Raw genomic sequence first — 25,275 nt, forward strand, 5'->3', positions numbered from 1 at the left:
TGTGCGTTTTTTATAAACTTACCTCTGAAAAATGGTAAAATTGTATCTATTATTTGAATGCGGTTTATGCAGAATAATAAGGAATCAGATTTACAGATTATAAGAGAAGGTGACAAAATGGCTGATAATCAACGGGATTTTACTAAAGGATCAATTCTTAAGCCATTGATTTTATTTTCGGGTCCGATCATGCTGACGAATCTGCTGCAGACTTCATTCCAGATAGTGGACAGTCTGTGGGTGGGGAACATTCTGGGGGCGCCGGCCCTGGGTGCAGTAGCTGTGGCAACAACCATTCTGGTGACGGTCCTTTCATTTATACTGGGGCTGAACAACGCTGCACTGACGATACTTTCCCAGCAGTACGGCAAACAGAACCATGAAGGTCTGAAGCGGTATTTGAATGCTTTCATCGTCATCATGACAATGATGGCTGCCGGCTTTGGCGTTTTAGGCTACATATTTGCAGAGAAGCTGCTTTTACTGATCGGCACGCCGGAATCCATCCTGGATCGGGCCCAGGTATATTTGCAAATCAGCTTCTTAGGGATGTTTTTCCTGTTTGCATATAACTTTGTGAACACGGTTTTACGTGCACTCGGAGACAGTAAGACCCCGATGCGCATCGTGCTGCTTGCAGTGATTATGAATGCGGTACTGGCACCTGTTTTTATAGGGGTTCTGGACCTTGGCATTGAAGGGGCAGCTTTTTCTACAGTGGCATCGCAGGGTATCGCATTTCTATACAGTGTCTATCATTCAATGAGATATAAATTGATTCCGTTCACCCGTCCGTCCCTGCCAAAACGTACGGAAGTGTCGCTGATTTTAAAACTGGGTATTCCGGCCGGGCTCCAGATGGCTGTCATTCATGCCGGTATTGCAGCTATATTAAGTGTTGTCACTCAGTTTGGCGGAGATACGGTTGCCGGCTTCAGTGCCGCCCAGAGACTGGATAGCCTGATTATGCTGCCGGCTATGGCGCTGGGTACAGCGGTCAACAGCATGGCCGGCCAGAATATCGGCGTCAATGACTGGAACCGTGTCAGAAAGATTGCGAAACTTGCAGCCGTGTACAACTTTGCGATTATGTCGGCAGTGGCAGTCGTTGTGATTATTTTTGCGGAAGCGGGAATGCGGCTGTTCATACAGGATGAAGCGGCTGTCCGGTTCGGTACCGAATATTTGAGGATCGTTGCACTCTGTTATCCTTTTCTCGGACTGAATTTCGTTTTAAACGGTATCGTGAGAGCGTCCGGAGCGATGTACCAGGTACTCGTACTTAATATCATTTCATTCTGGATACTCCGTTATCCACTGACGGAATTATTTTCATCCATGTTCGGCCAGACCGGTATCGGTCTCGGCATGGGTGTGAGTTTTATAAGCAGCAGTCTATTTGCTTTTATGTATTATAAATTTGGGAAATGGGACCGAAAGCAATTATTCAAAGAAAAAGAATAGTAATACTAAAGCCCCCGAAAATTTTCGGGGGCTTTAGTATTACAGTCTGTCCTGTAAACTTTCAATTTATAAAAGATGGGTCCGGTAATTGGGGTCCATTAATTGATTATTGCATTGTTGATGACTGCCTCTGGTTTTGCACCTAATACGAGGAGGAATATTTCCGGGGCATCATTGTGTTTATTATCATTAAGCAGTTTTAAAAACACTTCAAAATGCGGCATGGCCTTTAGTTTATCCACTTCCGACACCAAAAGGTCCAGTACGGACGTTTTGATGAACTTAGGATCGGGTTCCCTGCATTCATCAGTGATCAAATCTGCCAAATATCTATACTTTATCTGCAGCTGTCTTGAAAAACTGGTGACGTGCTGAATTCGTGCATATAGCTGCGGATACTCGACACTGATATAGTTCAGGTCTCTTTGTATGGTGTGTATTGTTTCCTGATTTGCATACATAATAATTTACTCCTCTGTTTTACATATCCCACGGTTTGCTGACTTCAATTTTAGTCGTGAGCTCTTTGCTGTGTACGCGTCTTTCCCTGCGCATTGCGGCTCTTTGCTTACCTGACTCAAATAAATATTTCTCTTCTCCTGTTTCCGGTACAATGCCCGGTACTGGTATTGATTTCTTTGATTCGTCCAGCGCTACAAAAGTCAGAAATGCTGTAGCTGCTATTTTCCGTTCCTCGGTTATCATGTCTTCAGTGATGACTTTGCAGAAGATTTCCATGCTTTTGTTGCCGGTGGATGAAACGAATGCTTCAATACATACGGATTCGGATTGAGTGATGGGATGGAGGAAGTCAATTGAGTCGATGGATGCAGTGACACATTCTTTCACTCTTGCATGTCTTCTCGCAGCGAGTGATGCCACATTATCGATACGCTTCATCAATACTCCGCCAAAAAGTGTATTATAGTTATTCAAATCATTGGCAAATACTTGATCTGTACTGATTACCTTACTATCTTTTGGATTTTTAAATTCTGTCATTATGCTCTACCTTTCTTTAATTACCTGATAGAGCCATTATATGGGGGGGAATACAATAATAAAAATACCGGTAATTCATGGTATGCATAGAAAAAATCTATGAAAGCGGTACTAAGTGCCTAGATATAATATTGCTGGAAAAACTTCAGCCACTCTTTAGTTATGAAATTTATATATTGGTCCTTATTCCAAATAACGCCAAGCCGCCACTTAAGGGCGGGTTCTGTTATCTGCATGGTTACCGAGGAGCTTTTTAAAAGCTTCGCGACACTCTCGGGCATGATACAAATTCCCAATTCCGCATCAATCATTTCTTCTATAAAATTCCATTGGGATGTTTTTGAGATGATATCCGGCATGAAACCTGCATTTTTGCATGCTGAGGCAATGATTTCATTTAAGTAGAAGTCTTCATTAAACATTATGAAACTCTCAGATTTAAGTTCTTTCAGATGAACAGATTCTCTGGAGGCTAACGGATGGTTCTCATGCACCACCAGGCAGAGTGATTCACTGATAAAATTAAAATTATCGAAATGATCGCTTTCAGTCGGTAAAACGGTAATACCGATATCAATTTCATTTTGTATCAGGCGGGATTCTATTGTTCTGCTTCCACTTTCTATTAGCTGGAAAGTGATTTTGGGATACAGGTCATGGAAGTCTTTAATAATGATCATTAATCTGCTGACATCCATAATCGGCGGCAAACCGATTTTTATGTGTCCCTGCCGTATTCCGACCATATTCTTTAAATCGTTGGGCAGCTCAGTATGCAGCCTGATTATTTCTTCACATTGATCGTAGAATACCCTGCCGGCATCAGTCAGGGCGATCTTTTTCTTGTTACGGTCAAACAGCGATATACCGAGTTCGGTTTCTATATCCTGGATTGCTTTGCTTATCGTCGGCTGGGAAATATACAGCCGGTTTGAAGCTTCGGTCATACTCCCGGCTTTTACAATTGCGACGAAATAACGCATATGTTTAATATCTATAGAAATCACTTCCTTTCAAAATTGGTTCAATAGAGACTGATTAATACTAATAATATAGATTGCAGAAGTTATTTGCATTAAAAAATAGAGCCACTTCAAAAAAGAAGTGACTCTATCAATATACATTACAGTGCATCTTTAATGTCAGTGTCTCCGCCAATCAGATAATATATCTGACTCTTGAGGTCATTCTGATCGACGATGTGAGCAAGCACTTCGGCGACATCCGCACGCGGTACTTCACCACTTGTTGCATCAGAGGAAGCCTCGTCATGTTCAACAATTTGAACTTTGCCGGTTTCGTCCTTATCGGTAAGAAGCCCCGGTCTTAGGATTGTATAGTTCAAATCAGTATCCTGCAGGTACTGATCCGCTCTGTATTTTGCATAAAAATAAGGTTTCATGCCGTCGCCTGTACCTTTAGGTCCATCCACCGGCAGGCCGCTGAGCATCACAAAGTTTTTAATCCCTTTGCTGATGGTATTATCAATTGTCTCAATCGCGCCTTCCTGATCGATGATGATCGTTTTATCCGCTCCGGTATGCGGTCCGGAACCTGCTGCAAATACAACAGTATCCACATTTTCAAAAGCATGTGAAAAATCTTTTTCCAGATCACCTAAAACAGTCTCAATATCCTGTTCCTTGAATTGAGACACCTGTTCCTCTTTTCTGACCATCGCTACAGGATCATGGCCTTTCTCCTTAATCTTACTGACGAGATGCTTACCAATCTGTCCATTCGCGCCGATAACTAAAACTCTTGCCATTATTGAATTCCTCCTTAGTACTCTATAAGAATATGCTATCACTGAAGCGGATGTTAACAAAGAAAGTTGTTTGCTGATTCTTACAGATCCTGTTTACTATTAATGAGAGGTAAGGAATAACAGGATAAGCGATATAAATAAAATGAGGAAGCTGAATACTAATATCGAGCAGGGTTATCTGAATATGAACATTCCAAGTAAAGCAATTGACGTATATGATGAACAGGGAAACCCTAAATATACTTTAAGTTTATTCTTTTAAATCATTATATGAAATAATACTGTATACAACAATTGTATCAAAGGAGAAAAATTATGACTGCAGCACTTATTCACGGTATCATTTTGGCGTTCGGATTAATCCTCCCCCTGGGAGCCCAAAATGTCTTTGTATTCAATCAGGGAGCATCACAGCCAAGGTTCAGAGGTGCTGTTCCGGTCATTATTACTGCATCTCTATGCGATGCTTCACTTATTCTGCTTGCCGTCTTAGGTGTTTCAGTGATTGTACTGACGGTTCCAATTTTACAGACTGTCATCTTTTCTGCAGGTATCCTATTCCTGCTTTATATGGGATGGTCGATCTGGAAAAGCGACCCGGCCAGCTTAAGCCAAAAAGAAGCGGCAATGCCGACGAAAAAGCAGATATTATTTGCGATGTCTGTATCTCTTCTCAATCCCCATGCGATTTTGGATACTATTGGTGTAATAGGTACAAGTTCATTAAGCTATGAAGGCAATGAGAAAATCATCTTTACAGCATCATGTATCCTTGTCTCCTGTCTATGGTTCATCGGGCTTGCGGTGGCCGGAAGAATTGTGGGTAACTTTGATACAGAAGGGAAGCTTCTCAAAACCATCAATAAAATCTCTGCAATCATGATTTGGTGTGTTGCCATTTATTTAGGGATACAGCTGTACAATGGCTAAAATATGTTCAATATGTTGAGGGATGGCTGAGTGGATTTACTGATACAATATAGTTAAAGAACTTGTCTGGAAAGAAGGAAGGTAAATGGCAGCAAAGAGAATTTTTGGTCTGTTGACAGTGCTCATGGTTTTCCTCTCAGCTTGTGGGAATAGTGAATCAGTGGGACAGTCCGAAAACGAAGAAGCGATTGAAGGCACGGTTACAGTTTCAGCCGCAGCCAGTCTGACTGATGCGATGAATGATATTGCCAAAATTTTCATGGAAAAACATCCGGAAGTACAGCTGGATTATAACTTCGGCGGTTCAGGTGCGCTGCAGCAGCAGATTATGCAGGGCGCGCCGGTCGATCTATTCTTCTCAGCTTCGGAAAGCCATTTCCAGACAGTCGTGGAGGAAGGATACATAGATGAAGAAGACACAGTGGATCTGCTCGCAAATGAACTCATATTAATCGCACCGCGAGACAAGGATACGGTGGCTTCTTTCGATGAGTTAAATAGAGCGGAGCAAATAGCAATCGGTAATCCCGAGTCCGTGCCCGCGGGGGAATATAGTGTGGAAGCTTTCGAGTCCATGGGGTTAATGGAAGAATTAGAAGACTCATTTGTATATACTGAAGATGTCAGAGCAGTATTGACTTATGTTGAAACAGGCAATGTAGATGCAGGGCTCGTTTATAGAACAGATGCCGAAACGAGTGAACATATAGAAATTGTAGATGCAGCACCGGGGGATACTCATGATCCAATCATTTATCCGGTCGGTCTGATCAATGATCCGGAAAATCCGGCTGCCGCACAGGCATTCTACAATTTCATCCAATCTGAGGAAGCATTAGAGGTATTTGAAAATTATGGTTTTGTTATTCAGTAATATAACAGTGGAACAGTTTTTAACTCCGGTCCTATTATCATTAAGAGTTGCAGTCATTGCCCTCATTCTCGTTTTTGTGCTCGCAACAATTGCCGCACGATTTATGGCCAGAGCCAAATTCAAAGGGAAAATCGTAATAGAAACGATATTGATGCTGCCTTTGGTGCTGCCTCCGACAGTCGTGGGGTTTTTACTCATAGTGATATTTGGGAATGATAGCTTTGTTGGGAATTTTTACGAATGGATATTCGGTGATTCATTAATGTTCACCTGGCATGCAGCAGTCCTCGCAAGTACAGTTGTCGCTTTCCCATTGATGTATCAGTCGGCAAAAGCAGGCTTTTTAAACGTGAATGAAGATATTGAAAATGCGGCGAAGGTAGATGGTGCAAACAGGCTGCAGGCCTTCATAAAAGTAACCCTTCCCCTGTCCGCTACCGCATTGCTCACAGGCGGATTACTCAGTTTCGCCAGAGCCATCGGGGAATTCGGTGCAACACTCATGATTGCAGGTAACATACCCGGCCGGACACAGACCATGCCTACAGCCATATATACCGCATTGCAATCAGGCAATATGACACTTGCATGGGCATGGGCCATAGCGATTGTTGTGATTTCATTTTTGATGCTTATGTTCATAAGGGTAAAAGCGAATTCATGAAAAAGTAGGCATTCTGAAAATTTCAGGATGCCGTTTTTATATCACGAGAGTTATTTCTTCCAATAATGATTCTTTAAATAATCCGATGTGTATCCTCCCTTACTAATGTCATAGTTATGCTTTCTACTATGCCATAGAGCATAAACGTTTTGACCTATGACGAATCCTGCTGCCAAAATAATAAACGCATTACCCCACCATGACATATCTATGAAATAATTAATAAAAATCAAAAGACCGATACACATAGGAATACCTGTAAGAATGTTTTTTGCGAAACTATTCATCGTCATTCTCCTTTAAAACGGGTATTCCTCTTTATCGGTGAGTTCAATGGTGCGAAGTTGAAACATTACACTTATAACAATTGCAAGTACCGCTATTAAAATATGAAGCTGCCATGGTGTATCAAAAAATATTGGAACAAAGAATGCTAAGGGCATTATAAAAGTTATAAAAGTACTTTTCTTTCTGTATTTTGCAGAAAAGAATTGATCTGCTCCACAGTAAGGACAAGACATCCCCTGAGAAAACGTAAATGATTTTTTTATCTTATCTTTCGTCGTCCATTCCTGTCCGCAGTTTGTACATTTGGTCATAATTAATCACTCCTAATAAAATAGTTACCTCATGAACTATGTTTTCTCTGCTTGTTTTGTTTATCGATCATGAACCCTGTTAATGCGAATAGTATAAGAGAACCCAACCAAAAGAATACTGTCAGTCCTTCCAGACTTTCCGGCAAAGCGGTTGCAGCCAATGGCAGAATTCCAGCTATTAAAATGAGTGAAGCTACTTTATTGATAAGGATCATTCCTAACTTTAAGAGTTTTTATTCTTCTCCTTTTCCCGCTTATGCTTATCCAGTACTATTGCCGCGATGAATAACAATATGATTGTACCGAGCCAGGCTCCTGTGGAATAACTGTCGGGTATTGCCGGTATAAATTTGACTGCCGACGGCAAAAGTCCTGCCGTTAGCATCAAGGCGATTACGATGATGACTTTCATATGATTTTTTCTCCTGGAAACAGTATGTATTTAAGTTAATTGTCTCACATTAGCGGAGCCCGATTCAATTTTGCCTGTATATTTCATTCAATTTAATTTTAATAAATTTTAATAATGATATGCTTTTAAAAAGTCTTAATCAGGAGATGATCAAATGAAAATCATACTCATCTTTGGCCCGCAGGCTGTTGGTAAAATGACAATTGGAGAAAAAGTGGGCGAGTCGCTTGGTTTGCCCTTACTGCATAACCATGTAACGCTGGATGCGATATGGCCATATATTGGCTGGAATGAACGGACATTCGAATTGTCGAACCAGCTCAGAATGGATATTTTTCAGCATATTTCGCAGGATACATCTCATCCGGGTATAGTATTTATCTTCGTTTGGGGGTTTGATCTTCTGGAAGATTGGAACTACATAGAAGAGATAAAGTCGGTGTTTGATGCAGAGGATCATGAAATTTACTTTGTCGAGCTCCAGGCAAGTCTGAAAGAACGTCTAAAAAAGAAATGAATCGGCTTATCGCCTCTCTAAAAAACCTTCAAAGCGAAATATTGAATTTTCCAGGCGGGAGTTGCTGCAATCGGATGAGAAACACCGTTTGAATTCTTTACCGGGTGAAATTGATGAGAAGAATTATTTCAGATTGGATGTAACAAATATGGATGCCGGGAAGGCTTCTGGACAAATCATCGACTGGATAAACTAATCAGCGACACTCCGGCTGGAATGTCGCTGATTTTCAATTCAATTCAATATCGTAGTGCTCAAGAATATACTGGGGGACGAAGAAGCGGGCGGTTTTCTTCGGATCGACGACCTGGTTGATTTGCGTGTGACCGACGAGGCTCATGAGCATCGTTATTTCCGATAGTGATAAACCGGTATGCGGCTGGATGAGTTCAATCATTTTGTGCACTGACTGATCGACTGCAAGATTCAGGTCTTTGTCTGAGACCATCATATATACGCCGTCTTTATCTGTAATCACTGGGTGATATGTCTTTACTGTTTCAGCTTTTTCCAGTTTCACTGTCACTTCTGCCTCTACTTCCAATCCTGATACGCTGATTTCTCCGTCCGCCATCGCGGCATGGACGTCTCCTAGACCGAATAATGCCCCTTCTTGGTACACAGGGAGGTAAAGAGTTGCGCCTTCTGCCACCTTTATGGAATCCATGTTTCCGCCGTGTGTATCCGGTGTGCCATTATTGATTTCTGCATTGGGCGGTGCGACACCGATCACGCCGATCATTTTGTTGATGGGTATATCGAGCCCATCAAAATCCACCGATCCCTTATCGTTATCCACATCGAATATCCTGACGTTCATGTCTTTGAGCTTGTTGCCCATAACGCCCATTTCAGGACCGGTCACCATTACACCGGTACTGCCGATATCGATTTTTTCAATCGTTACTTTGAGGATATCTCCGGGTTTCACACCATTTACATAAACAGGACCGGAAGCAGGGTTGATCTGGTCCCAGGCGAAACCATTGAATGCATTTTCTTCGGAAGTGATCTGTCCTGTGAAACAATCATGGGACTCGATTTTTACCGTATCCCCCAAATTCACTTTAAGTTTTGGCTCATTGTCTTTTGACATCGCATAGAAATAGTTGTCCTTGTCTAATTCATGGAACATATCAAGTAGCCTCCATTGATTTTCATTATTATCCCAATTGTTATGTATAACTCCAGAAAGTGCAATCAAAAGGGTTATATAAAAGCATCAGAACAATTCAGTTCTGATGCCGGTATTGTCATTTATAATTCTCTTTCATCTACGCCTGCTTCTTTTTGTTCCCTGTAGACTTTCTCTTCTTTATCAAGATACTCCTTCATGCGGTGTTTATTTGGAGTGATTGTAAGCCCCAAGTACTTTCTTTCTTCGTTTGCATCTTTATAGAATGAAATCATCATAAGAATAATCACTATGCTGAATGGTAACGCTGCAATAATGGCAGCGGACTGAAGGGCTTCGAGTCCTGTCTCCCCGCCTGAAAGAAGCAGTACATAAGCGATGGATGAAAGACCGACACCCCATACGATTTTAATTCTTGCGGGTGGATGCAACGATCCATTCGACGTCTGCATACCCAGTACAAAAGTGGCTGAATCTGCTGACGTTATAAAGAATGAAGATACCAGAATGATGGCTATAATTGATAATGGGATACTGAGCGGCATTTCATTGAATATGGCGAACAGCTGTGTTTCCGGTCCAAAGTCCAATATTTCAGGTACACGGTCGGCAACTTCGATACCGGTGACACCGAATACAGTAAACCAGATGATACCAATCGTTGTCGGTACGATAAGAAGTGCCATGACGAATTCCCGAACTGTACGGCCTTTTGAAACGCGCGCGATGAAAATTCCTACAAATGGGCTCCAGCTTAACCACCATGCCCAGTAATAAATTGTCCAGGACTGCAGCCAATCATTTTTTTGATCGTTTAGTGGTGCGGCATCAAGTGTGCTTGCTACAAATGTATTAAGGTAATCTCCTGCAGCAGTGGGCAGCATATTCAATATGAGCATTGTCGGTCCCAGAATTAAGACAGTCAGAAGCAATATGGCTGCTAAAATCATGTTTAAATTACTCAAATACTTAATCCCCTTGCTTAAGCCACTCCATGCGCTGGCTAAGAACAGGATGGTGACTGCAGCGATGATTACTCCCTGCATCGGTAAATTGATTGGAATTCCAAACAAATAATTTAATCCGCCGTTGATCTGTGTTGTACCGACACCAAGTGAAACAGCGACTCCTATTACAGTAGCGAAAACAGTAAGAACATCGACCAGGACGCCAATAGGTCCATCCACTTTATTGCCTAGTATCGGACGCAGCGTTTTAGAGAGTAATCCACTCTCCCCTTTTCTGAACTGGGAATATGCAAGAGCCAGTGCGACTGCCCCATACATTCCCCATGCGTGTACTCCCCAGTGGAATATGGTTGCACGGATTGATTCCAGTATTGCTTCCTCTGTTCTTGGATCGGCAGTTGCCGGAGCGATAAAGTGCGAAATAGGTTCGGAAGTACTGTAGAATACAACACCGATCCCCATACCGGCACTGAACAGCATGGTCAGCCATGAACGGGTACTGAATTCCGGCTCGTGGTGGGGTTTTCCTAATTTTAATTTACCAATAGGGCTAAAGGCTAAGAAAATACAGAAGAATACCATTCCGGAAGTGATGATCATATAATACCATCCGAAATAATTACTTACCCAATTTGCTATAGCACCGGAAACCGCTCCAAATTGAGTCGGATTTATAGCGCCCACGACTACCAGCAATGCCACTATTATTACCGAATAAATGAATACGTTAGACAGTTTTTTACTACTGTGATTTGAAGAATCCTTCATTTGTTTGCTCCTTAATATTTAGAGGATATGGTGTGAATATCCTGATATTTTTACAGTTCTGTAAAAGAATAACCTATCGATAATAACAAATTCGCGTAATAAATACAATAAGAATTTCAAATGAAGAGCTCTACAGTTTGATTAATGACGTTATTTAAGCGTTATAACATGACAAAAAACCCTTTACAATAAGGATTTTTACTATAATGCATACCGTTATATTTAATTGATATTCAAACCGATTTTCATAGTATCTGTAAACACGGTATCGGACATGTTTTCGACTTATCTGAGATCGAATGAGTGACCTGCTGAAGGCGGCTCTTTTTTATCTTAAAATCAATTGGTGTTAATTCTTTGGATAATCAATTAAAATTTAATGGATGATAATAAGATAATAATACTGAAATTTAATGAGGAAAGGAAGAGTTGGCATGAATGAGGAAGAGAGTATGATCTGTGATATGGAGACTGGCATCTGTGGCCCGGCAGGTGATAATACTGAGAACGATAAGTTGAAGATGATAGATTTTACTGAAGAGCAACAAAAAGCCGTTGATTCACAATTCAATAAAACTGGAAAAGAAAAAATTGAGAATAAAGAAAAATTTGATGAAAATTCACATTAACCCTGATAAATAAAGATGTAGTGGATTTCTGTCAATTTATAAGTATTCTTTTTTATACTGCAGTATCGCTGCAGTATAAAAACTATGTCTAAACAAACATTTCGAAAGTATATAAGTTGTTACAGCTTATAAATATATGATGTATTTAAATTTCAGTCAGTTCATGGGCGATTTTTGATTCCTGATTTTTAAAGCTGGTGTCACTTAGATCCTTGAGTTGTCCGGTTTCTGAAATATGTTTTATATTTTGCGCCTGGAACTGTCAACCGGTGAAGTCCTGGGTGATTGCCTCAAATTTTAACGGCAATTTTTCTTCAACCCTGAGTAAAATGTTTTCTTCGGATCCTGGAGTAGCAGTTTCACATAACCTATGTCCCATGTAAAACCGAAAAAGTACCATCACCCAGATTAAATCTGAGTGTATGGATGTTTTCATTTTTTGAGAATGAAAGCTGAGGAAACCACTGACTGATGTCTTCCGTTGTTCCTAAATAATAGAATATTTCATCCTGGCTGGCGTTAATTTCTATCTCCAGTCTCTGGTACGCAGCTTGATTGTCTTTATCATAAGCAGTTTTCATTTTCCTCCTCAAAAAAGGTTCAATAATCATGAATCCGGGAAAAGTTTATAAATGCATTATTCAATACTATTTATATCAAAATAATAGATGGCCATATACGGGAGGTTTCTTTTGTGAGAGTTGTTACTGGTGAAGAGATGAAAAATGTAGATCAATATACGATGGATCATATTGGTATAGATGGAAAGATATTAATGGAGAATGCCGGCCGTGCTGCTGCAAAACGCCTGATGGAGGATTATGCAGGACAGAAATTTATCGTCCTCATAGGCAGCGGCAATAACGGCGGAGATGGATTCGTAATCGCCCGTACTTTGCTTGATTCGGGCTTTGACGTGACTGTCTGCGTGATTCCGGATAAAAATAAAATCACCGGAGATGCAGAATATCATAAAGGTGTTTATGAGAAATCAGGATATACATGGAAAAGTTATGACAACAGCTATTTGAAAGATGCTGATATTATTGTGGATACGATGCTTGGTACAGGAGTTAAGGGGGAAATCAGAGAACCCTATTTAAGTATTTTTAAAGATATTTCTGAGTCGAAAAGAAAAGTTGTTTCCATAGACCTTCCAAGTGGTGTGCCGAGTGCTGAGGAAGCTGTTTCAGAATTTGCACTGAAGGCAAATCACACAATTATGCTGCAACAGCCTAAGCTGAGTTATTACACTTACCCCGCACGTGATTATTATGGTGGCGCTGAGGTGGTGCAGATTGGCATTCCACAAAAAGGGTTGCAAGCGGCTGTTCAGAGCAAAAGATATGAATGGACGATGGAAGACACTGTAAACCACTGGCCAAAACGTTCATCGTCATCTCACAAAGGCAGTCACGGTAAAGTTGGAATCATTGCCGGCAGTGACCTGATGCCGGGCTCAGCAGCTCTGTCGGCAAGCGCTGCAGTAAAGAGCGGCGCCGGGTTGACTACAGTTAACACGGTAAAATCAGCAATTCCTGTCATCGCTTCTCGAATGCCGGAAGCGACTTTTTTCGATAGGGGGGAAGATCTTCAGGAATTCTACGCAGGGAAAGATGCGATTGCTGTCGGTCCGGGGATTGGAACGGATTCCGGGGGACAGGATGCGACTATAAATTTAATAGATAACTTCCAGGCCCCACTCATAATTGATGCAGACGGACTGTACCAGTTTCAAAAAGTATTGCCGCTCGTCAAAAACCGGGAATCACCGCTTATCATCACTCCGCATCCGGGAGAGATGGCAAAGCTGATCGATTCAACACCTGCAAAAGTGAACGAGAATAGATTTAGTATCGCAGAGAAATTTGCCCGGGAAAATGGTATTTATGTAGTCCTCAAAGGACCGTGTACTATAGTGGCTACACCTGAAGGTGAAAGCTTCGTTAATAATACAGGCAACGCGGGACTTGCAAAAGGAGGAAGCGGTGATGTATTGACAGGGATGATCCTTTCATTCATTGCACGGTATGACAATATCCAAACAGCGATTTCAAGCGCAGTTTACATGCATGGGTTTACTGCGGACTATTTACTTGAACAGGGTGTAGCCATAGAATCCATGACACCCTCTCAGATCATCAGTCATTTGGAAACTACATTTCATATGATGAATTCCATGTCCCAGCAGTAAAAAAGCATGATGCGAGTCGCATCATGCTTTTACTATTTCACTATGATTACCGGTATGTCAGCACGTTTTGCCACTTTGTGGCTTACACTGCCAAGTACCATTTCCTGCAGGCTGTTCAGTCCTCTTGTCCCCAGTACGACAGCTTGATAGTCGCCGCTGTTTGCCACTTTGACAACAGTTTCATTTGGAACGCCATGTTCGAATATTACTGTATGATGAATATTATTGGATTCATACAGTTCAATGATTGTGGATAGTTTTTCTTTCCTTTTCGCTGTTATGCTTTCTGATGGTCCGCTGTGAAGGACATCATTTTTAGATTCATCCGCATTGATTACATTAAGTATTGTAACTTGAGTGTTTTCATCGCTGAAATTTAAAGTTTCTTCCGCAGCTCTGAAACTGTTGTCGGAACCATCTGCAGCCAATAAAATCGATTTATACATAAACGACTCCCCTTTTTATGATGTGAGATGCTGTTCGTTCAGCTCACTTAGTTCTTTAACGATCTTTCTGCTATCCGCATTGAGTTGTTTAACATATACTTTATTATTCTTCTCTTCAAGCTTCCTGACAATCGTATCAATCGCATCGACTGCAGAATCATCCCACAGATGTGCTTTTGAAAAATCCAATTCTACATTTTTGTCATAAATATTCAGATCAATCTGGTTCATCATTGAGTCGATGGATGCAAAGAAAATCTGTCCCTCAATCCGGTACTTATTCAAATTATCCTCTGTTTCGAGGTGGACTTCTACTTTTGATATCTTCGTAGCAAAGAATAGAGCACTGAAAATAACACCGACGATGACCCCAAGTGCCAAGTTACTTGTAAACAATACAATAATTACAGTGATCAGCATTACAAATGCGTCTGTGCGCGGCGCTTTCTGAAGATATTTAAACGATCCCCAGTCAAAGGTGCCAACTGATACCATTACCATAATACCTGCAAGAATAGGCATCGGAATCTGTACGACCCAGTTCCCCAGAACAATGATCAGGAACATTAAAAATACACCAGCAGTAAATGTCGACAGACGCGTTGTTGCACCTGATTTTACATTTATGACTGATTGTCCGATCATCGCACAGCCCCCCATACCGCCAAAGAAACCGGTAATGAAGTTTGCGATACCCTGACCGCGCGACTCTCTGTTCTTACTGCTGAATGTGTCCGTTGCATTATCTACAATCCTTGCGGTAAGGAGACTTTCTACAAGTCCGACCACAGCCATTGATAATGAAAAAGGCAGTATGATTTTCAAAGTTTCGAGTGTGAAAGGTACATCCGGGAGAAAGAAACTTGGTAATGAACGTTCAATTTCCCCTAAATCACCGACAGTTTTTACATCTGAACCAAATATTAAATAGGCAGATGTTAAAACTACAAGAGCGATTAAAGGCGCCGGGACTTTTTTGAGAAACCTCGGGAATAGATAAACAATCAGTAAAGTTATGATCAGATATACATATGTATCCAGAGAAACCCCAAAAATATGCTCGATTTGAGCCATGAAAATCATGATGGCAAGTGCATTGACGAATCCGATCATTACAGAGTTCGGTATGAATTTCATCAGACGCCCCACTTTAAAAAGGCCTAAAGCAATTTGTATTACACCCATGAGGATTGTAGCGGCAAGCAGGTAGTCTACACCATACTCGCTTACCAGTGGTGTAACAAGCAGAGCAATTGCCCCTGTAGCGGCTGATATCATTGCCGGACGGCCACCGGCAAACGATATGATTACGGCAATAAGAAATGAAGCATACAGTCCCACCATCGGGTCTACGCCTGCAATAATTGAGAATGCGATTGCTTCGGGAATCAGAGCCAGCGCAACGACGATACCGGCCAATATATTAGTGCCGGGTTGTGAAAACCATTCTTTTTTGATTTTTTCTACCATTTGAATTCTCCTGTTTTATAAAATAACTATAGCCATTATAGCAGAAAAGTTTCATAAGTATACCCCATTTTGAGAATATAAATGATATAATTCCAGTGATAGGAGTGTTTCTAAATGAGATATGGCTACATAAGGCCTTTAGATTTATATGATACTGTTGAGCAACAAAAATCAAAGATAAAAAATACAGATGGGTTATTCGTAGAAGCGCACGCCCATAATAAAAAACGGGATGAATTGGAAAGATTGTTAAATGAGACGATTCATGATGGTGATACAATCATCGTTACAGATCTGTGCATATTGGCGGATTCCACGAAACAGCTGCTGGATATAATGAACCAGGCTGAAGAAAAGGATATTGTCGTTAGTGTCCTTAATATGGATTTAAAGATCGATGGTTCATCAGACCACTCTTTTATACGAGTGTTGAATCATATCTCGAATTTCCAAAGTGACGTGGTAAGATTCAGGACCCGTCAGGGGATGACGGACGCCGTGAGCAAAGGAAAACAAATGGGACGGCCAAGACGCAGCGATGATAACATTAAGCGGGCGGTTGAGATGTATATGTCGAAACAGTATACATTGGATGAGATTAAAGAAGCTACAAACATCAGCCGGGCAACGTTATATCGCCATTTGGACAAATAAGACACGCATCCTTTTGGATGCGTGTCTTATTAATTATGCGACAACTTTATTTTTTGCTGAAAGTCCCTAAATAGCTGACAGTATTCAAACCGAATAATTTCAACGCATTCTTGCTGCCTTCAAATCCATGCCCTGCTCTCAAATGTTTAATGATTGCAACGCCAAGAACGATGTTCAACAGGATTGTGCCTACTCTTGTAAAGGTTTTCCCCAGGAAGGAAGCGAATAAAAATATTGAACCGATTGTTTCCAAATAACCGGCAATTTTCATCTGATCTTTATTAACATCAAATTCTTTTTCGAAATCTTCGCCCATCTCACCCTCATTTTGAACCTTTTGCAGACCGCCATCAATCATATTTTTACCGATGTATGCATTGAATAGATAATGAATCATGTATGTCTCTCCTCTCAGTGTTAAGAATACTTCTCAGAATAACAATAATTGAGTTGACATGGTAATTCCAATCATTGGCTTAAAAATCCCCGGTTATTGATGAAATTACTTTAAAGCACGTGTTAAAAGTATTAATTTAGGGAAAAGAACCAAATCATGAAAAATCAGATAAAAAGCATTCAACGAAAAGCCGCAATGGTTTTTTATTAATGGATCACCTTTAACAATTCAGGAATATTCAGGTAAAATTATGTCTATTTATTTCATAAAATATTACGATTTAGTAAAGATTGTATGAACTGTTGATATTGGTTGTTACCTCAATAAATATTTTTGTTACAGTAAAAAAATAGATGTAATACGACTCTTACTTAATATTTGGAACATACCTTACTTAATTTGGAGTGATTGGAATGAAAGGAAAAAAAGTTTCATTGCATAAAAAATGGTTCACTCTGATTCCGATTTTTTTAGTATTTTTTATGACAGGATGTGACAAAATAGCCGTTCTGGATCCTGCGGGTCCTGTGGCCGAAAGTCAAAAGAATTTAATACTGTACGCTGTCATTTTTATGCTGGGGATCATTTTGGTGGTTTTTACGATTTTTGCGATTGTAGTTTTCAAATACAGGGCAAACAACCCGAACCGGAAACCGGAGGATTATAAGCCTGAACAGGAGGGCAACACGAAATTAGAAATTGTGTGGTTTGTAATTCCCGTACTGATTGTAATTGCCTTATCCATTCCGACAGTGACCACATTGTTTGATCTTGAAAAACCGCCGGAGTCCAGCCAGGATAAGGAACCACTTGTCGTTTATGCCACTGCCGCAGATTGGAAATGGATATTTACTTACCCTGAACAAAATATTGAAACTGTAAACTATCTCCATATACCTACAGACAGGGCAATTGAGTTCCGTCTTGCTTCAGCTGAGTCAATGGCAGCCTTCTGGGTGCCGCAGCTTGGAGGTCAGAAATACAACATGGCGGGGATGGAAAACACCCTTTATCTTCAGGCGGATGAAGAAGGGGTCTATAAAGGCAGGAACGCTAACTTTACCGGTGAAGGCTTTACCGGCCAGACGTTCAATGTGACGGCCCAGCCTGAAGACGAGTTCAATGACTGGGCATCTTCTGTCAGTGAGGAAGCCCCCGAGTTGACGCAGAATAAGTATGATGAAATACTCGCTCCCGGTCTATTGGATGAAACGATGACATTCTCTTCCACTCATCTGGAATGGGTTGATCATGGTTCTAATGAAGACAGAGATTATTCTATACAACGCCATCGTGAAAAGTATGAAGAAAATCTTCATTTGGAGAATGAACCTGGATGGGCTCCTGATGAAATTCAACAATAACGGAAAGAAGGTAGACCGTAATGCAATTAGATGAGTTTTTTGTTACTGGGGAACCGCTGATTTATGCCGGTATGGTTTCGATTGCGCTGGCTTCAGTGACAGTAATCTTTCTGTTAACCTATTTTAAAAAATGGAAGTGGCTCTGGCAGGAATGGCTGACAACAGTTGATCACAAAAAAATAGGTATCATGTATATACTTTCGGCGCTTGCGATGTTATTCCGCGGAGGCGTCGATGCATTGATGATGCGCACACAACTTGCTTTTCCAGATATGAATTTTTTAAATTCACAGCACTATAATGAGGTGTTCACAACTCACGGCACAATCATGATCATTTTCATGGCAATGCCCTTTTTAATCGGGTTGATGAATATCATCGTACCGCTGCAGATCGGAGCCAGAGACTTTGCTTTTCCATATTTGAATGCAGTCAGTTTCTGGTCATTCTTCTTTGGTGCAATGCTGTTCAATCTATCCTTTGTAATAGGCGGCGCGCCTGATGCCGGATGGACGAACTATGCACCGCTCGCGGGCTCGGAACTTAGTCCGGGGCCTGGAATCAACTTCTACCTGCTCGGCCTGCAGCTTGCAGGTATCGGTACATTGGCAACAGGTATCAACTTGATGGTGACGATACTTAGAATGAGAGCGCCTGGCATGACATTGATGAAAATGCCGATTTTTACATGGTCCACTCTCATTACAACATTCATTATCATTTTCGCGTTTCCGATTTTGACGGTCGCACTGGCATTGATGACGATCGACAGGATATTCGGATCCCATTTCTTCACCTTGACCGGTGAAGGACTGCCGATGATGTGGGCGAACTTATTCTGGATGTGGGGACATCCTGAAGTTTATATAGTCATATTACCTGCATTTGGTATCTTCTCGGAAATCATCGCGACATTTGCCCAAAAACAGCTCTTTGGGTATAAGGCAATGGTGGGTGCTATTGTAATCATCGCAGGACTGAGTTTTGTAGTATGGGTGCACCACTTCTTCACTATGGGTGCCGGCGCATTCGTCAACTCGGTTTTTTCCATATCGACAATGATGATCGCAATACCAACCGGTGTGAAAATATTCAACTGGCTGGCAACACTCTATAAATCCAAAATCATATTTTCTACACCGATGCTTTGGACACTGGCGTTTATACCAAGCTTTACAATCGGTGGGGTCACCGGCGTCATGCTGGGCATGGCTGCAGCGGATTACCAATACCATAATTCATATTTCCTCGTGTCCCATTTCCACTATGTACTGATACCGGGAACAGTGTTTGCCTGCTTTGCAGGACTTGTATTCTGGTATCCGAAAATGTTTGGGCATAAGCTTAACGAACGCATTGGAAAATGGGCATTCTGGTTGTTCCTTATTGGATTCCATCTCTGTTTCTTCCCTCAGTACTTCCTGGGACTCGATGGCATGGCCAGAAGGATATTCACTGTCGGACCGGAATGGTTCACGCTGAACTTCCTATCCACAATGGGCGCTTTCGTGATGGGACTCGGATTTATCATATTTGTACATGGTATCATCTACAGTTTCCGCTTCAGTCCAAGAGATATAGAAGGCGACTCATGGGGTTACGGCAGGACATTGGAATGGGCAACGCCTACACCGATTCCAAAATACAACTTTGCCACAGTACCTGAAGTGGACAGCCACGATGCCCTGATAGATATGAAAGAAAAAGGAGAAACCACTTTCGATCGGGATAAATTACAGCATATTCACATGCCAAGCTATACAGGGCAGCCATTTATCATGATGGCCATTCTGTTCTTTGCCAGTTTTGCACTGGTATTCGAATGGATTACGCTGGCTGTCATCGGCCTGATCGGTGCAATCGTAATGATGTTCATCCGTTCATTCGACTACGATGAAGGATATCATGTGGAAGTGGATGAAATTATAGAAACAGAACGTAAGGCGAGGGGGATGACCGATGAGTGAACATAAGACAGACGCTGCACCTTTGGAATACAGTACGAACCAGGGACAGATGAATATCGTCGGATTCTGGATTTTCCTTGCTGCAGAAATCTCACTGTTCTCCACCTTGTTTGCAACTTATGCCGTTTTATTCGGCCGGACAGGAAGTGCACCGGAACCCGGGGAATTGTTCGAGGCAGGCACAGTGCTGATCATGACATTTATCCTTTTGACCAGCAGCTTTACCTGCGGGCTCGCTATTCATAATATGCGGGAAGGCTCACTGAAAGGCCTGATGATCTGGCTGGGCATCACGTTGTTGCTTGGTCTTTCGTTCCTGGGCTTGGAAATTTATGAGTTTGTACATTATGTAAGTGAAGGTGCGGCACTCGGCTCCAGTGCATTCTGGTCAGGATTCTTCACGCTGACCGGAACGCACGGCGTGCACGTTACACTCGGTATCGGTTGGATGATTGCGATTTTGATCCAGTTGAAGCAGCGCGGACTGACTGCAGTAACAACCAGGAAGGTGTTTATCGTCGGTCTCTATTGGCACTTCCTGGATGTAATATGGATTTTCATCTTTACAAGTGTGTATATGATTGGGATGGTGGTCTAAATGGAGAAAAAACATAATAAATATCCAATCAATCATATTGTGGGATTTGCATTGTCCATTACGTTAACACTCATTGCAGCCTGGACGGCATTATCATCCAATCTGCCTGTGATGTGGATCATCATCGTCATTATGGTTCTGGCTGTGATCCAGGCAGCGATACAGTTGTTCATGTTCATGCATATTACGGAGCGTGGCGCCACACATGCACCGTGGAACATGATGATCCACGCTTCTGTCATAGCTGCAATTATCGTTGCAGGCTCTCTGTTTGTCATGTCATTCGGTTTCACCCATGACCATGGCGGCGGAGATCATCACGATAACAGCGGCGGTCCGGAAAGTAATGAAGAAATGCCCGAAGATCACGAAGGACATTAATATATTGCCCGGGAAATAAAAACGCAATCCAGTTTCGGATTGCGTTTTTTCTATCTTATTTTTAATAATAAGGCGGCAATGCCCCCGGTAATGAGCCCCCAGACTATATTTGTCAGGAGTATGCTGACAAGTGCGAACGGATTCGTAAGCGGTCCCTGTAATGTTCCCGTCAGTACCGGGGAGAGGATCCCGCTTATGATAATTGCCATTACGGCATAGGTGATGCCTGCGGAAACAAGTGTAAGTACCGGCTGCTTTTCATTTTTAATAAATACGGCTGTGATCCAGATCAGTGATATGATAATGGTTGCCGTGATGCTTGCTGCAGGTTTTCCGATTGCTTCTGATATTCCTAAAATACTCATAAAAGGCCTGATGAGTGCAATCAGTGCAAGTGCTGTAATCAGTCTCCAGTTTAAAGCTTTTTTATTGCCTGGCATAGCTAACTCCTCTTTTCTTAATTTTTAACTATACTTACAATAAGGCTTAGAAATTATTAAACTATAAACCGGATATTAAATAATTCTTAAATCGCATTATAAATCCCTGAACCAGTTTCAACGGTCCAGGGATGTGTTTCTATTTCTTCATGTCATTCAGTTTTTCCAAAATATCCTCGATGCCTGATCCGACACTGCTCTCTACCCCCGCCAGGAAGCTGCCTTCTACAAGCGGGGCATTGGAGATATGGACGGAATGAGCACCATCATACATCTCTACAGCCATTTCCAGGTTCATCAGGCTGGAGCCAATGTCATAGAAACAAATAGTGTCATCTCCGATTTCTCCCAGCATTTCACTGATCTGGTCAATATTCGTCCCGATGCCGCCTTCCACTCCGCCGGAGGCATGTATGGTAACGTCTTTTGCCATCTGTTCTACAAGCGCTTTTGTCCCTTCGGCAATTTGACTGCTGTGACTAATGATAAGAATATCAGCCATTTTTAACACCTTCCCCTAACGCATGAATAATATAGACGGCACTCTGTGCACCGGGGTCGATTGTGCCTTTGGATTTTTCCTTAAAGTAGGCGGCACGTCCCTTGGTTGCGACCATATCTTTTGTTTCTTCAGCGAGTTTTTGAACATCATCCATTTCCAGTGCACCTGTTTCACGCAGAACATCAGCTGATTTGGAAATCACATCGTACATAGTCTTTTCGCCGCCTTCGACCTTTCCTTTTTCAGCGACAGTCTTAGAAAATATTTCAAGCATTTCTATCAGGTTGCTGGCATCAATTTCATCGTTGGCTGCATCACTCATTTTAACGAAGCTGAATCCATATAAAGGACCACTGGCGCCTCCGATGGAACTCATCAATGTCATGCCTGTCTGTTTTAATATTTCCTGAGTACTGCCTTCTGATACCTTTTCATTCACTGCATTAAATCCGCGTTTCATGTTTACACCATGATCCCCGTCTCCGATTTCACGGTCTAGTGCTGTAAGCTCGCTTTCTTTGTCATTAAACACTGTTTTCAATCCATGAAGTTGTTTGAGGAGTTTTTCTGAATTCATATAATATCCTTCTTTCTTAAAAGTGTTTAGATTCCGTCGGTGAATTAATAGCTTCTGTGACCTCTCCGTCGTCATCGACAACCGTTAATGAAAAACCCTGCATATCGAGTGCCGTCATATAGTTGCCGACAAGTATTTTAGTGATATTCTTACCTCGTTCGCCAAGTGCTTCCATCACATATTTTGTAACAATATTAAGTTCACTGTCCGGTGTTGCGCCCATGCCGTTAATCATCAGGATGAGATTGCTGCTCTCAGTGTGTTTGAATAATTCATCCAGCAGACGGTCTGCAATCACGTCAACAGTTGTAATCTTTTCACGGTAAATGCCCTTTTCACCGTGGATGCCAATACCGATTTCCATTTCGTCCTCTCCAAGATCGAAGCCGTATTCACCGGTTGTCGGCACCATGCACGGATGGACTGCCATCCCTATGGAATAAAGAGACGTCATCATCTCTTCGACTTTTTCCACTATTTGATCGAGCGGTGCATTGAGTTCGGACAAGTAACCGGCATATTTATGGACCAGTACGGTACCGGCGACACCCCGGCGTTGTTCTTCGTTATCGATGGTCACATCATCTCTGACAATGACTGATGCCACCTTATGCCCTTCGGCTTCAGCCATCTCCTGAGCCATTTCAAAATTCATGACGTCCCCGGCATAGTTTTTAATGACTAAGAGTACGCCATCACCATTATCGACATGTTTGATCGCAGCCATCACTTTATCCGGTGTGGGTGAAGTGAATACTTCCCCGCATACCGCAGCATCCAGCATGCCTTGTGCGACATATCCTGCATGGGCAGGCTCATGGCCGCTTCCGCCGCCTGATACAATCGCCACGCCTTCAGCCTTTTTCTTTTTTCTGACGACTACAGTCTCTTCTATGATATCGATATGTTCCTCGTGAAACTTTAAGCCGTCCAGCATGTCTGCCAGAAAATTCTCCTTGTCCTTAATCAGTTTTTTCATAACTGTTTCCTCCCTTTGTTTTAATAATGATAAATGAATCCCCAACCTTGTTTATCAAGATTGGGGCACTGTAACTTCAAGAGCGATTACTTAAAATAACCTTTGATGGATTTCACTTCCAGGAATTCATCAATACCGAAATCGCCCCATTCACGGCCGATGCCGGACTGTTTATAACCGCCAAACGGCAAGTCGGAACCGCCTTTGGCACCGTTGATCTCCACGGTGCCGGCTTCTATGGAACGGGCAACTTTCTTGAGCGTTTCCATATCCTCTCCGAATACATACCCTGCAAGGCCGTATTTGGTGTCGTTGGCAATTTCGATTGCTTCGTCGAGATCGTTATAGGTGATGACGGACATCACGGGACCGAAGATTTCTTCCTGGGCAATTGTCATTTTATTTTCAACGTCACTGAAAACCGTCGGCTTCACGTAGAATCCTTTATCAAGTCCTTGCGGGTGATCAGTACCGCCATGGTAAAGTGTTGCGCCCTCTTCCACACCTTTGTTGATGTAGGACTGAACCGTGTCATACTGCTTTTTGCTGATGAGTGGTCCCATTTGAGTGCCTTCAGTTCTAGGATCCCCGACTTTAACATTGGTCATCTCCTCTTTAACCGCACTCAGGAATTCATCTTTCATGGAGGCGGGGATTATGGTACGCGTACCCGCCGTACATACCTGGCCTGTATTGTGGACCACTTTTTGCACCGCGAGGGAAGCGGCTTCCTTAACATCGGAATCATCTAAAATGATCAGCGGAGATTTGCCGCCGAGTTCGAGAGACACCTTTTTAAAGTCAACACTGGCCTTTTCCATGATTTTAGAACCGGTTGCGCCGGATCCCGTAAATGACATCATACGGACTTTAGGATGTTCGCTCAGCGGATTGCCGACACCTCCACCGTCGCCGTTCACCAGGTTGAAAACACCTTTTGGTACGCCGGCTTTATCGAAGATTTCTGCTAAAATCACTGCTGCAAACGGTGTTTCTTCAGAAGGTTTCAATACTACCGGGCTGCCGGCGGCAAAAGCCGCTGAAAGCTTAAGGGAAGTCTGATTCGTCGGGAAGTTCCAAGGTGTAATGAGTCCTGACACACCAATCGCTTCTTTCACTATCAGGTTATCGCCACGCTGTTCTTCAAATTGGAATGTATCCAGTGCATCACGCGCAGCGGCAAAATGGTTGAGCCCCATCTGATAATGCACTTTTTCAGATTTATCTATCGGAGAACCGAGTTCATCGGTGATTGCTTCAATCAGATCATCTTTGCGCTTTTCATATTCAGTAACAATCCTGTCAAGCATTGCGCAGCGCTCTTCTACAGGTGTGTTACGGAATTCTATATAAACGTCATGGGCTGCTTCAACCGCTTTATCTACGTCTTCGGCATTACCGTTGGCAATTTTTCCGAACGCTTCACCTGTTGCCGGGTTGATGACATCGATCGTCTCACCGCTGGCACTATCTACCCATTCACCATTTATATATTGTTTAGTATGATTTTTCATCAATTAATCTCCTTTATTTCATAATATTATACTGTATCCTTAATCCGGGTGTTCTAATCACA

At 42.1% G+C, this 25,275-nt stretch carries 30 protein-coding genes; 12 read left to right on the top strand and 18 right to left on the bottom strand.

The window, feature by feature from the left end; genetic code table 11:
* Positions 1-117: 117 nt before the first annotated feature.
* A complete protein-coding gene (locus tag ACKRAT_RS00340) occupies positions 118-1,464 on the top strand; it encodes an MATE family efflux transporter (RefSeq protein ID WP_411843135.1) in 1,347 nt (448 codons plus the stop codon).
* Positions 1,465-1,562: 98 nt separating this feature from the next.
* On the opposite strand, the gene ACKRAT_RS00345 is transcribed toward ACKRAT_RS00340, so the two are convergent.
* The 4 genes from ACKRAT_RS00345 to ACKRAT_RS00360 form a co-directional block, all read right to left on the bottom strand.
* A complete protein-coding gene (locus ACKRAT_RS00345; protein ID WP_411843136.1) occupies positions 1,563-1,925 on the bottom strand; it encodes a hypothetical protein in 363 nt (120 codons plus the stop codon).
* Positions 1,926-1,944: 19 nt separating this feature from the next.
* Entirely contained in the window at positions 1,945-2,466 is a 522-nt protein-coding gene (locus ACKRAT_RS00350) for an acyl-CoA thioesterase (RefSeq protein WP_411843137.1), read from the bottom strand.
* 119 nt (positions 2,467-2,585) lie between these two features.
* On the bottom strand, positions 2,586-3,464 hold the full coding sequence (gene cidR, locus ACKRAT_RS00355; RefSeq protein WP_411844474.1) for a cidABC operon transcriptional activator CidR: 879 nt from the start codon (positions 3,462-3,464) through the stop codon (positions 2,586-2,588).
* Between the two features lie 125 nt (positions 3,465-3,589).
* Positions 3,590-4,234 carry an SDR family oxidoreductase gene (locus tag ACKRAT_RS00360; RefSeq protein WP_411843138.1) on the bottom strand — a complete coding sequence of 215 codons (645 nt, stop codon included), beginning with the start codon at positions 4,232-4,234 and terminating at the stop codon, positions 3,590-3,592.
* A gap of 315 nt (positions 4,235-4,549) precedes the next feature.
* Here ACKRAT_RS00360 and ACKRAT_RS00365 point away from each other — a divergent pair, with 315 nt between their 5' ends.
* From ACKRAT_RS00365 to modB, 3 genes are all read left to right on the top strand, one after another.
* A complete protein-coding gene (locus tag ACKRAT_RS00365; protein ID WP_411843139.1) occupies positions 4,550-5,164 on the top strand; it encodes a LysE/ArgO family amino acid transporter in 615 nt (204 codons plus the stop codon).
* Positions 5,165-5,249: 85 nt separating this feature from the next.
* The gene (gene modA / locus ACKRAT_RS00370; protein WP_411843140.1) at positions 5,250-6,038 is read left to right on the top strand and encodes a molybdate ABC transporter substrate-binding protein; all 789 of its coding nucleotides are present in this window, start codon (positions 5,250-5,252) and stop codon (positions 6,036-6,038) included.
* Positions 6,019-6,702 (top strand): molybdate ABC transporter permease subunit, encoded by a 684-nt coding sequence (modB, locus tag ACKRAT_RS00375; RefSeq protein ID WP_411844475.1) that lies wholly within the window; start codon positions 6,019-6,021, stop codon positions 6,700-6,702. The genes modA and modB overlap by 20 nt, the downstream gene beginning before the upstream one ends.
* Positions 6,703-6,752: 50 nt before the next feature.
* On the opposite strand, the gene ACKRAT_RS00380 is transcribed toward modB, so the two are convergent.
* The 3 genes from ACKRAT_RS00380 to ACKRAT_RS00390 form a co-directional block, all read right to left on the bottom strand.
* Positions 6,753-6,989 carry a hypothetical protein gene (locus tag ACKRAT_RS00380; protein WP_411843141.1) on the bottom strand — a complete coding sequence of 79 codons (237 nt, stop codon included), beginning with the start codon at positions 6,987-6,989 and terminating at the stop codon, positions 6,753-6,755.
* A gap of 12 nt (positions 6,990-7,001) precedes the next feature.
* A complete protein-coding gene (locus tag ACKRAT_RS00385) occupies positions 7,002-7,301 on the bottom strand; it encodes a TIGR04104 family putative zinc finger protein (protein ID WP_411843142.1) in 300 nt (99 codons plus the stop codon).
* A gap of 223 nt (positions 7,302-7,524) precedes the next feature.
* A complete protein-coding gene (locus ACKRAT_RS00390; RefSeq protein ID WP_411843143.1) occupies positions 7,525-7,713 on the bottom strand; it encodes a hypothetical protein in 189 nt (62 codons plus the stop codon).
* Between the two features lie 154 nt (positions 7,714-7,867).
* On the opposite strand from ACKRAT_RS00390, the gene ACKRAT_RS00395 reads away from it, so the two are divergent.
* Positions 7,868-8,230, top strand: a complete 363-nt coding sequence (locus tag ACKRAT_RS00395; protein WP_411843144.1) for a hypothetical protein — start codon at positions 7,868-7,870, stop codon at positions 8,228-8,230.
* Between the two features lie 229 nt (positions 8,231-8,459).
* Here ACKRAT_RS00395 and ACKRAT_RS00400 read toward each other — a convergent pair whose 3' ends face one another.
* Both ACKRAT_RS00400 and ACKRAT_RS00405 read right to left on the bottom strand, forming a co-directional pair.
* Entirely contained in the window at positions 8,460-9,365 is a 906-nt protein-coding gene (locus tag ACKRAT_RS00400) for an acetamidase/formamidase family protein (protein ID WP_411843145.1), read from the bottom strand.
* Between the two features lie 122 nt (positions 9,366-9,487).
* A complete protein-coding gene (locus ACKRAT_RS00405) occupies positions 9,488-11,101 on the bottom strand; it encodes a BCCT family transporter (protein WP_411843146.1) in 1,614 nt (537 codons plus the stop codon).
* 434 nt (positions 11,102-11,535) lie between these two features.
* On the opposite strand from ACKRAT_RS00405, the gene ACKRAT_RS00410 reads away from it, so the two are divergent.
* A complete protein-coding gene (locus ACKRAT_RS00410) occupies positions 11,536-11,730 on the top strand; it encodes a hypothetical protein (protein WP_411843147.1) in 195 nt (64 codons plus the stop codon).
* A gap of 368 nt (positions 11,731-12,098) precedes the next feature.
* On the opposite strand, the gene ACKRAT_RS00415 is transcribed toward ACKRAT_RS00410, so the two are convergent.
* Positions 12,099-12,311, bottom strand: coding sequence for a hypothetical protein (locus ACKRAT_RS00415; RefSeq protein WP_411843148.1), 213 nt, complete (start codon positions 12,309-12,311; stop codon positions 12,099-12,101).
* 113 nt (positions 12,312-12,424) lie between these two features.
* Here ACKRAT_RS00415 and ACKRAT_RS00420 point away from each other — a divergent pair, with 113 nt between their 5' ends.
* On the top strand, positions 12,425-13,924 hold the full coding sequence (locus ACKRAT_RS00420; protein WP_411843149.1) for an NAD(P)H-hydrate dehydratase: 1,500 nt from the start codon (positions 12,425-12,427) through the stop codon (positions 13,922-13,924).
* Positions 13,925-13,956: 32 nt separating this feature from the next.
* On the opposite strand, the gene ACKRAT_RS00425 is transcribed toward ACKRAT_RS00420, so the two are convergent.
* Positions 13,957-14,370 carry a universal stress protein gene (locus ACKRAT_RS00425; RefSeq protein ID WP_411843150.1) on the bottom strand — a complete coding sequence of 138 codons (414 nt, stop codon included), beginning with the start codon at positions 14,368-14,370 and terminating at the stop codon, positions 13,957-13,959.
* Between the two features lie 15 nt (positions 14,371-14,385).
* On the bottom strand, positions 14,386-15,840 hold the full coding sequence (locus tag ACKRAT_RS00430; protein ID WP_411843151.1) for a SulP family inorganic anion transporter: 1,455 nt from the start codon (positions 15,838-15,840) through the stop codon (positions 14,386-14,388).
* A gap of 114 nt (positions 15,841-15,954) precedes the next feature.
* Here ACKRAT_RS00430 and ACKRAT_RS00435 point away from each other — a divergent pair, with 114 nt between their 5' ends.
* On the top strand, positions 15,955-16,494 hold the full coding sequence (locus ACKRAT_RS00435; RefSeq protein WP_411843152.1) for a recombinase family protein: 540 nt from the start codon (positions 15,955-15,957) through the stop codon (positions 16,492-16,494).
* A 46-nt stretch (positions 16,495-16,540) separates the two neighbouring features.
* Here ACKRAT_RS00435 and ACKRAT_RS00440 read toward each other — a convergent pair whose 3' ends face one another.
* Positions 16,541-16,891, bottom strand: coding sequence for a hypothetical protein (locus ACKRAT_RS00440; RefSeq protein WP_411843153.1), 351 nt, complete (start codon positions 16,889-16,891; stop codon positions 16,541-16,543).
* 413 nt (positions 16,892-17,304) lie between these two features.
* On the opposite strand from ACKRAT_RS00440, the gene qoxA reads away from it, so the two are divergent.
* Genes qoxA through qoxD form a run of 4 tightly spaced genes read left to right on the top strand, consistent with a single transcriptional unit; the run spans position 17,305 to position 21,201 of the window.
* Positions 17,305-18,255 carry a cytochrome aa3 quinol oxidase subunit II gene (gene qoxA / locus ACKRAT_RS00445; protein WP_411843154.1) on the top strand — a complete coding sequence of 317 codons (951 nt, stop codon included), beginning with the start codon at positions 17,305-17,307 and terminating at the stop codon, positions 18,253-18,255.
* Positions 18,256-18,275: 20 nt separating this feature from the next.
* Positions 18,276-20,222, top strand: coding sequence for a cytochrome aa3 quinol oxidase subunit I (qoxB, locus tag ACKRAT_RS00450; protein WP_411843155.1), 1,947 nt, complete (start codon positions 18,276-18,278; stop codon positions 20,220-20,222).
* Positions 20,215-20,820 carry a cytochrome aa3 quinol oxidase subunit III gene (gene qoxC, locus ACKRAT_RS00455; RefSeq protein WP_411843156.1) on the top strand — a complete coding sequence of 202 codons (606 nt, stop codon included), beginning with the start codon at positions 20,215-20,217 and terminating at the stop codon, positions 20,818-20,820. Before qoxB ends, qoxC begins: the two co-directional genes overlap by 8 nt.
* On the top strand, positions 20,821-21,201 hold the full coding sequence (qoxD, locus tag ACKRAT_RS00460) for a cytochrome aa3 quinol oxidase subunit IV (RefSeq protein ID WP_411843157.1): 381 nt from the start codon (positions 20,821-20,823) through the stop codon (positions 21,199-21,201).
* Between the two features lie 50 nt (positions 21,202-21,251).
* Here the strand turns inward: qoxD and ACKRAT_RS00465 are convergent, their stop codons facing one another.
* The 5 genes from ACKRAT_RS00465 to ACKRAT_RS00485 all read right to left on the bottom strand — a co-directional run bounded on the left by ACKRAT_RS00465 (position 21,252) and on the right by ACKRAT_RS00485 (position 25,213).
* Positions 21,252-21,641: a hypothetical protein gene (locus ACKRAT_RS00465; RefSeq protein ID WP_411843158.1), complete on the bottom strand. Its 390-nt coding sequence runs from the start codon at positions 21,639-21,641 to the stop codon at positions 21,252-21,254.
* 139 nt (positions 21,642-21,780) lie between these two features.
* Positions 21,781-22,143: a dihydroxyacetone kinase phosphoryl donor subunit DhaM gene (gene dhaM, locus ACKRAT_RS00470; RefSeq protein ID WP_411843159.1), complete on the bottom strand. Its 363-nt coding sequence runs from the start codon at positions 22,141-22,143 to the stop codon at positions 21,781-21,783.
* Positions 22,136-22,720 (bottom strand): dihydroxyacetone kinase subunit DhaL, encoded by a 585-nt coding sequence (gene dhaL, locus ACKRAT_RS00475; protein ID WP_411843160.1) that lies wholly within the window; start codon positions 22,718-22,720, stop codon positions 22,136-22,138. The genes dhaM and dhaL overlap by 8 nt, the downstream gene beginning before the upstream one ends.
* Positions 22,721-22,736: 16 nt before the next feature.
* Positions 22,737-23,699, bottom strand: a complete 963-nt coding sequence (gene dhaK / locus ACKRAT_RS00480; RefSeq protein ID WP_411843161.1) for a dihydroxyacetone kinase subunit DhaK — start codon at positions 23,697-23,699, stop codon at positions 22,737-22,739.
* Positions 23,700-23,785: 86 nt separating this feature from the next.
* Positions 23,786-25,213: an aldehyde dehydrogenase family protein gene (locus ACKRAT_RS00485; RefSeq protein ID WP_411843162.1), complete on the bottom strand. Its 1,428-nt coding sequence runs from the start codon at positions 25,211-25,213 to the stop codon at positions 23,786-23,788.
* Positions 25,214-25,275: the final 62 nt, after the last annotated feature.

This window comes from Salinicoccus sp. HZC-1 (assembly GCF_046736035.1).
Lineage (GTDB): Bacteria > Bacillota > Bacilli > Staphylococcales > Salinicoccaceae > Salinicoccus.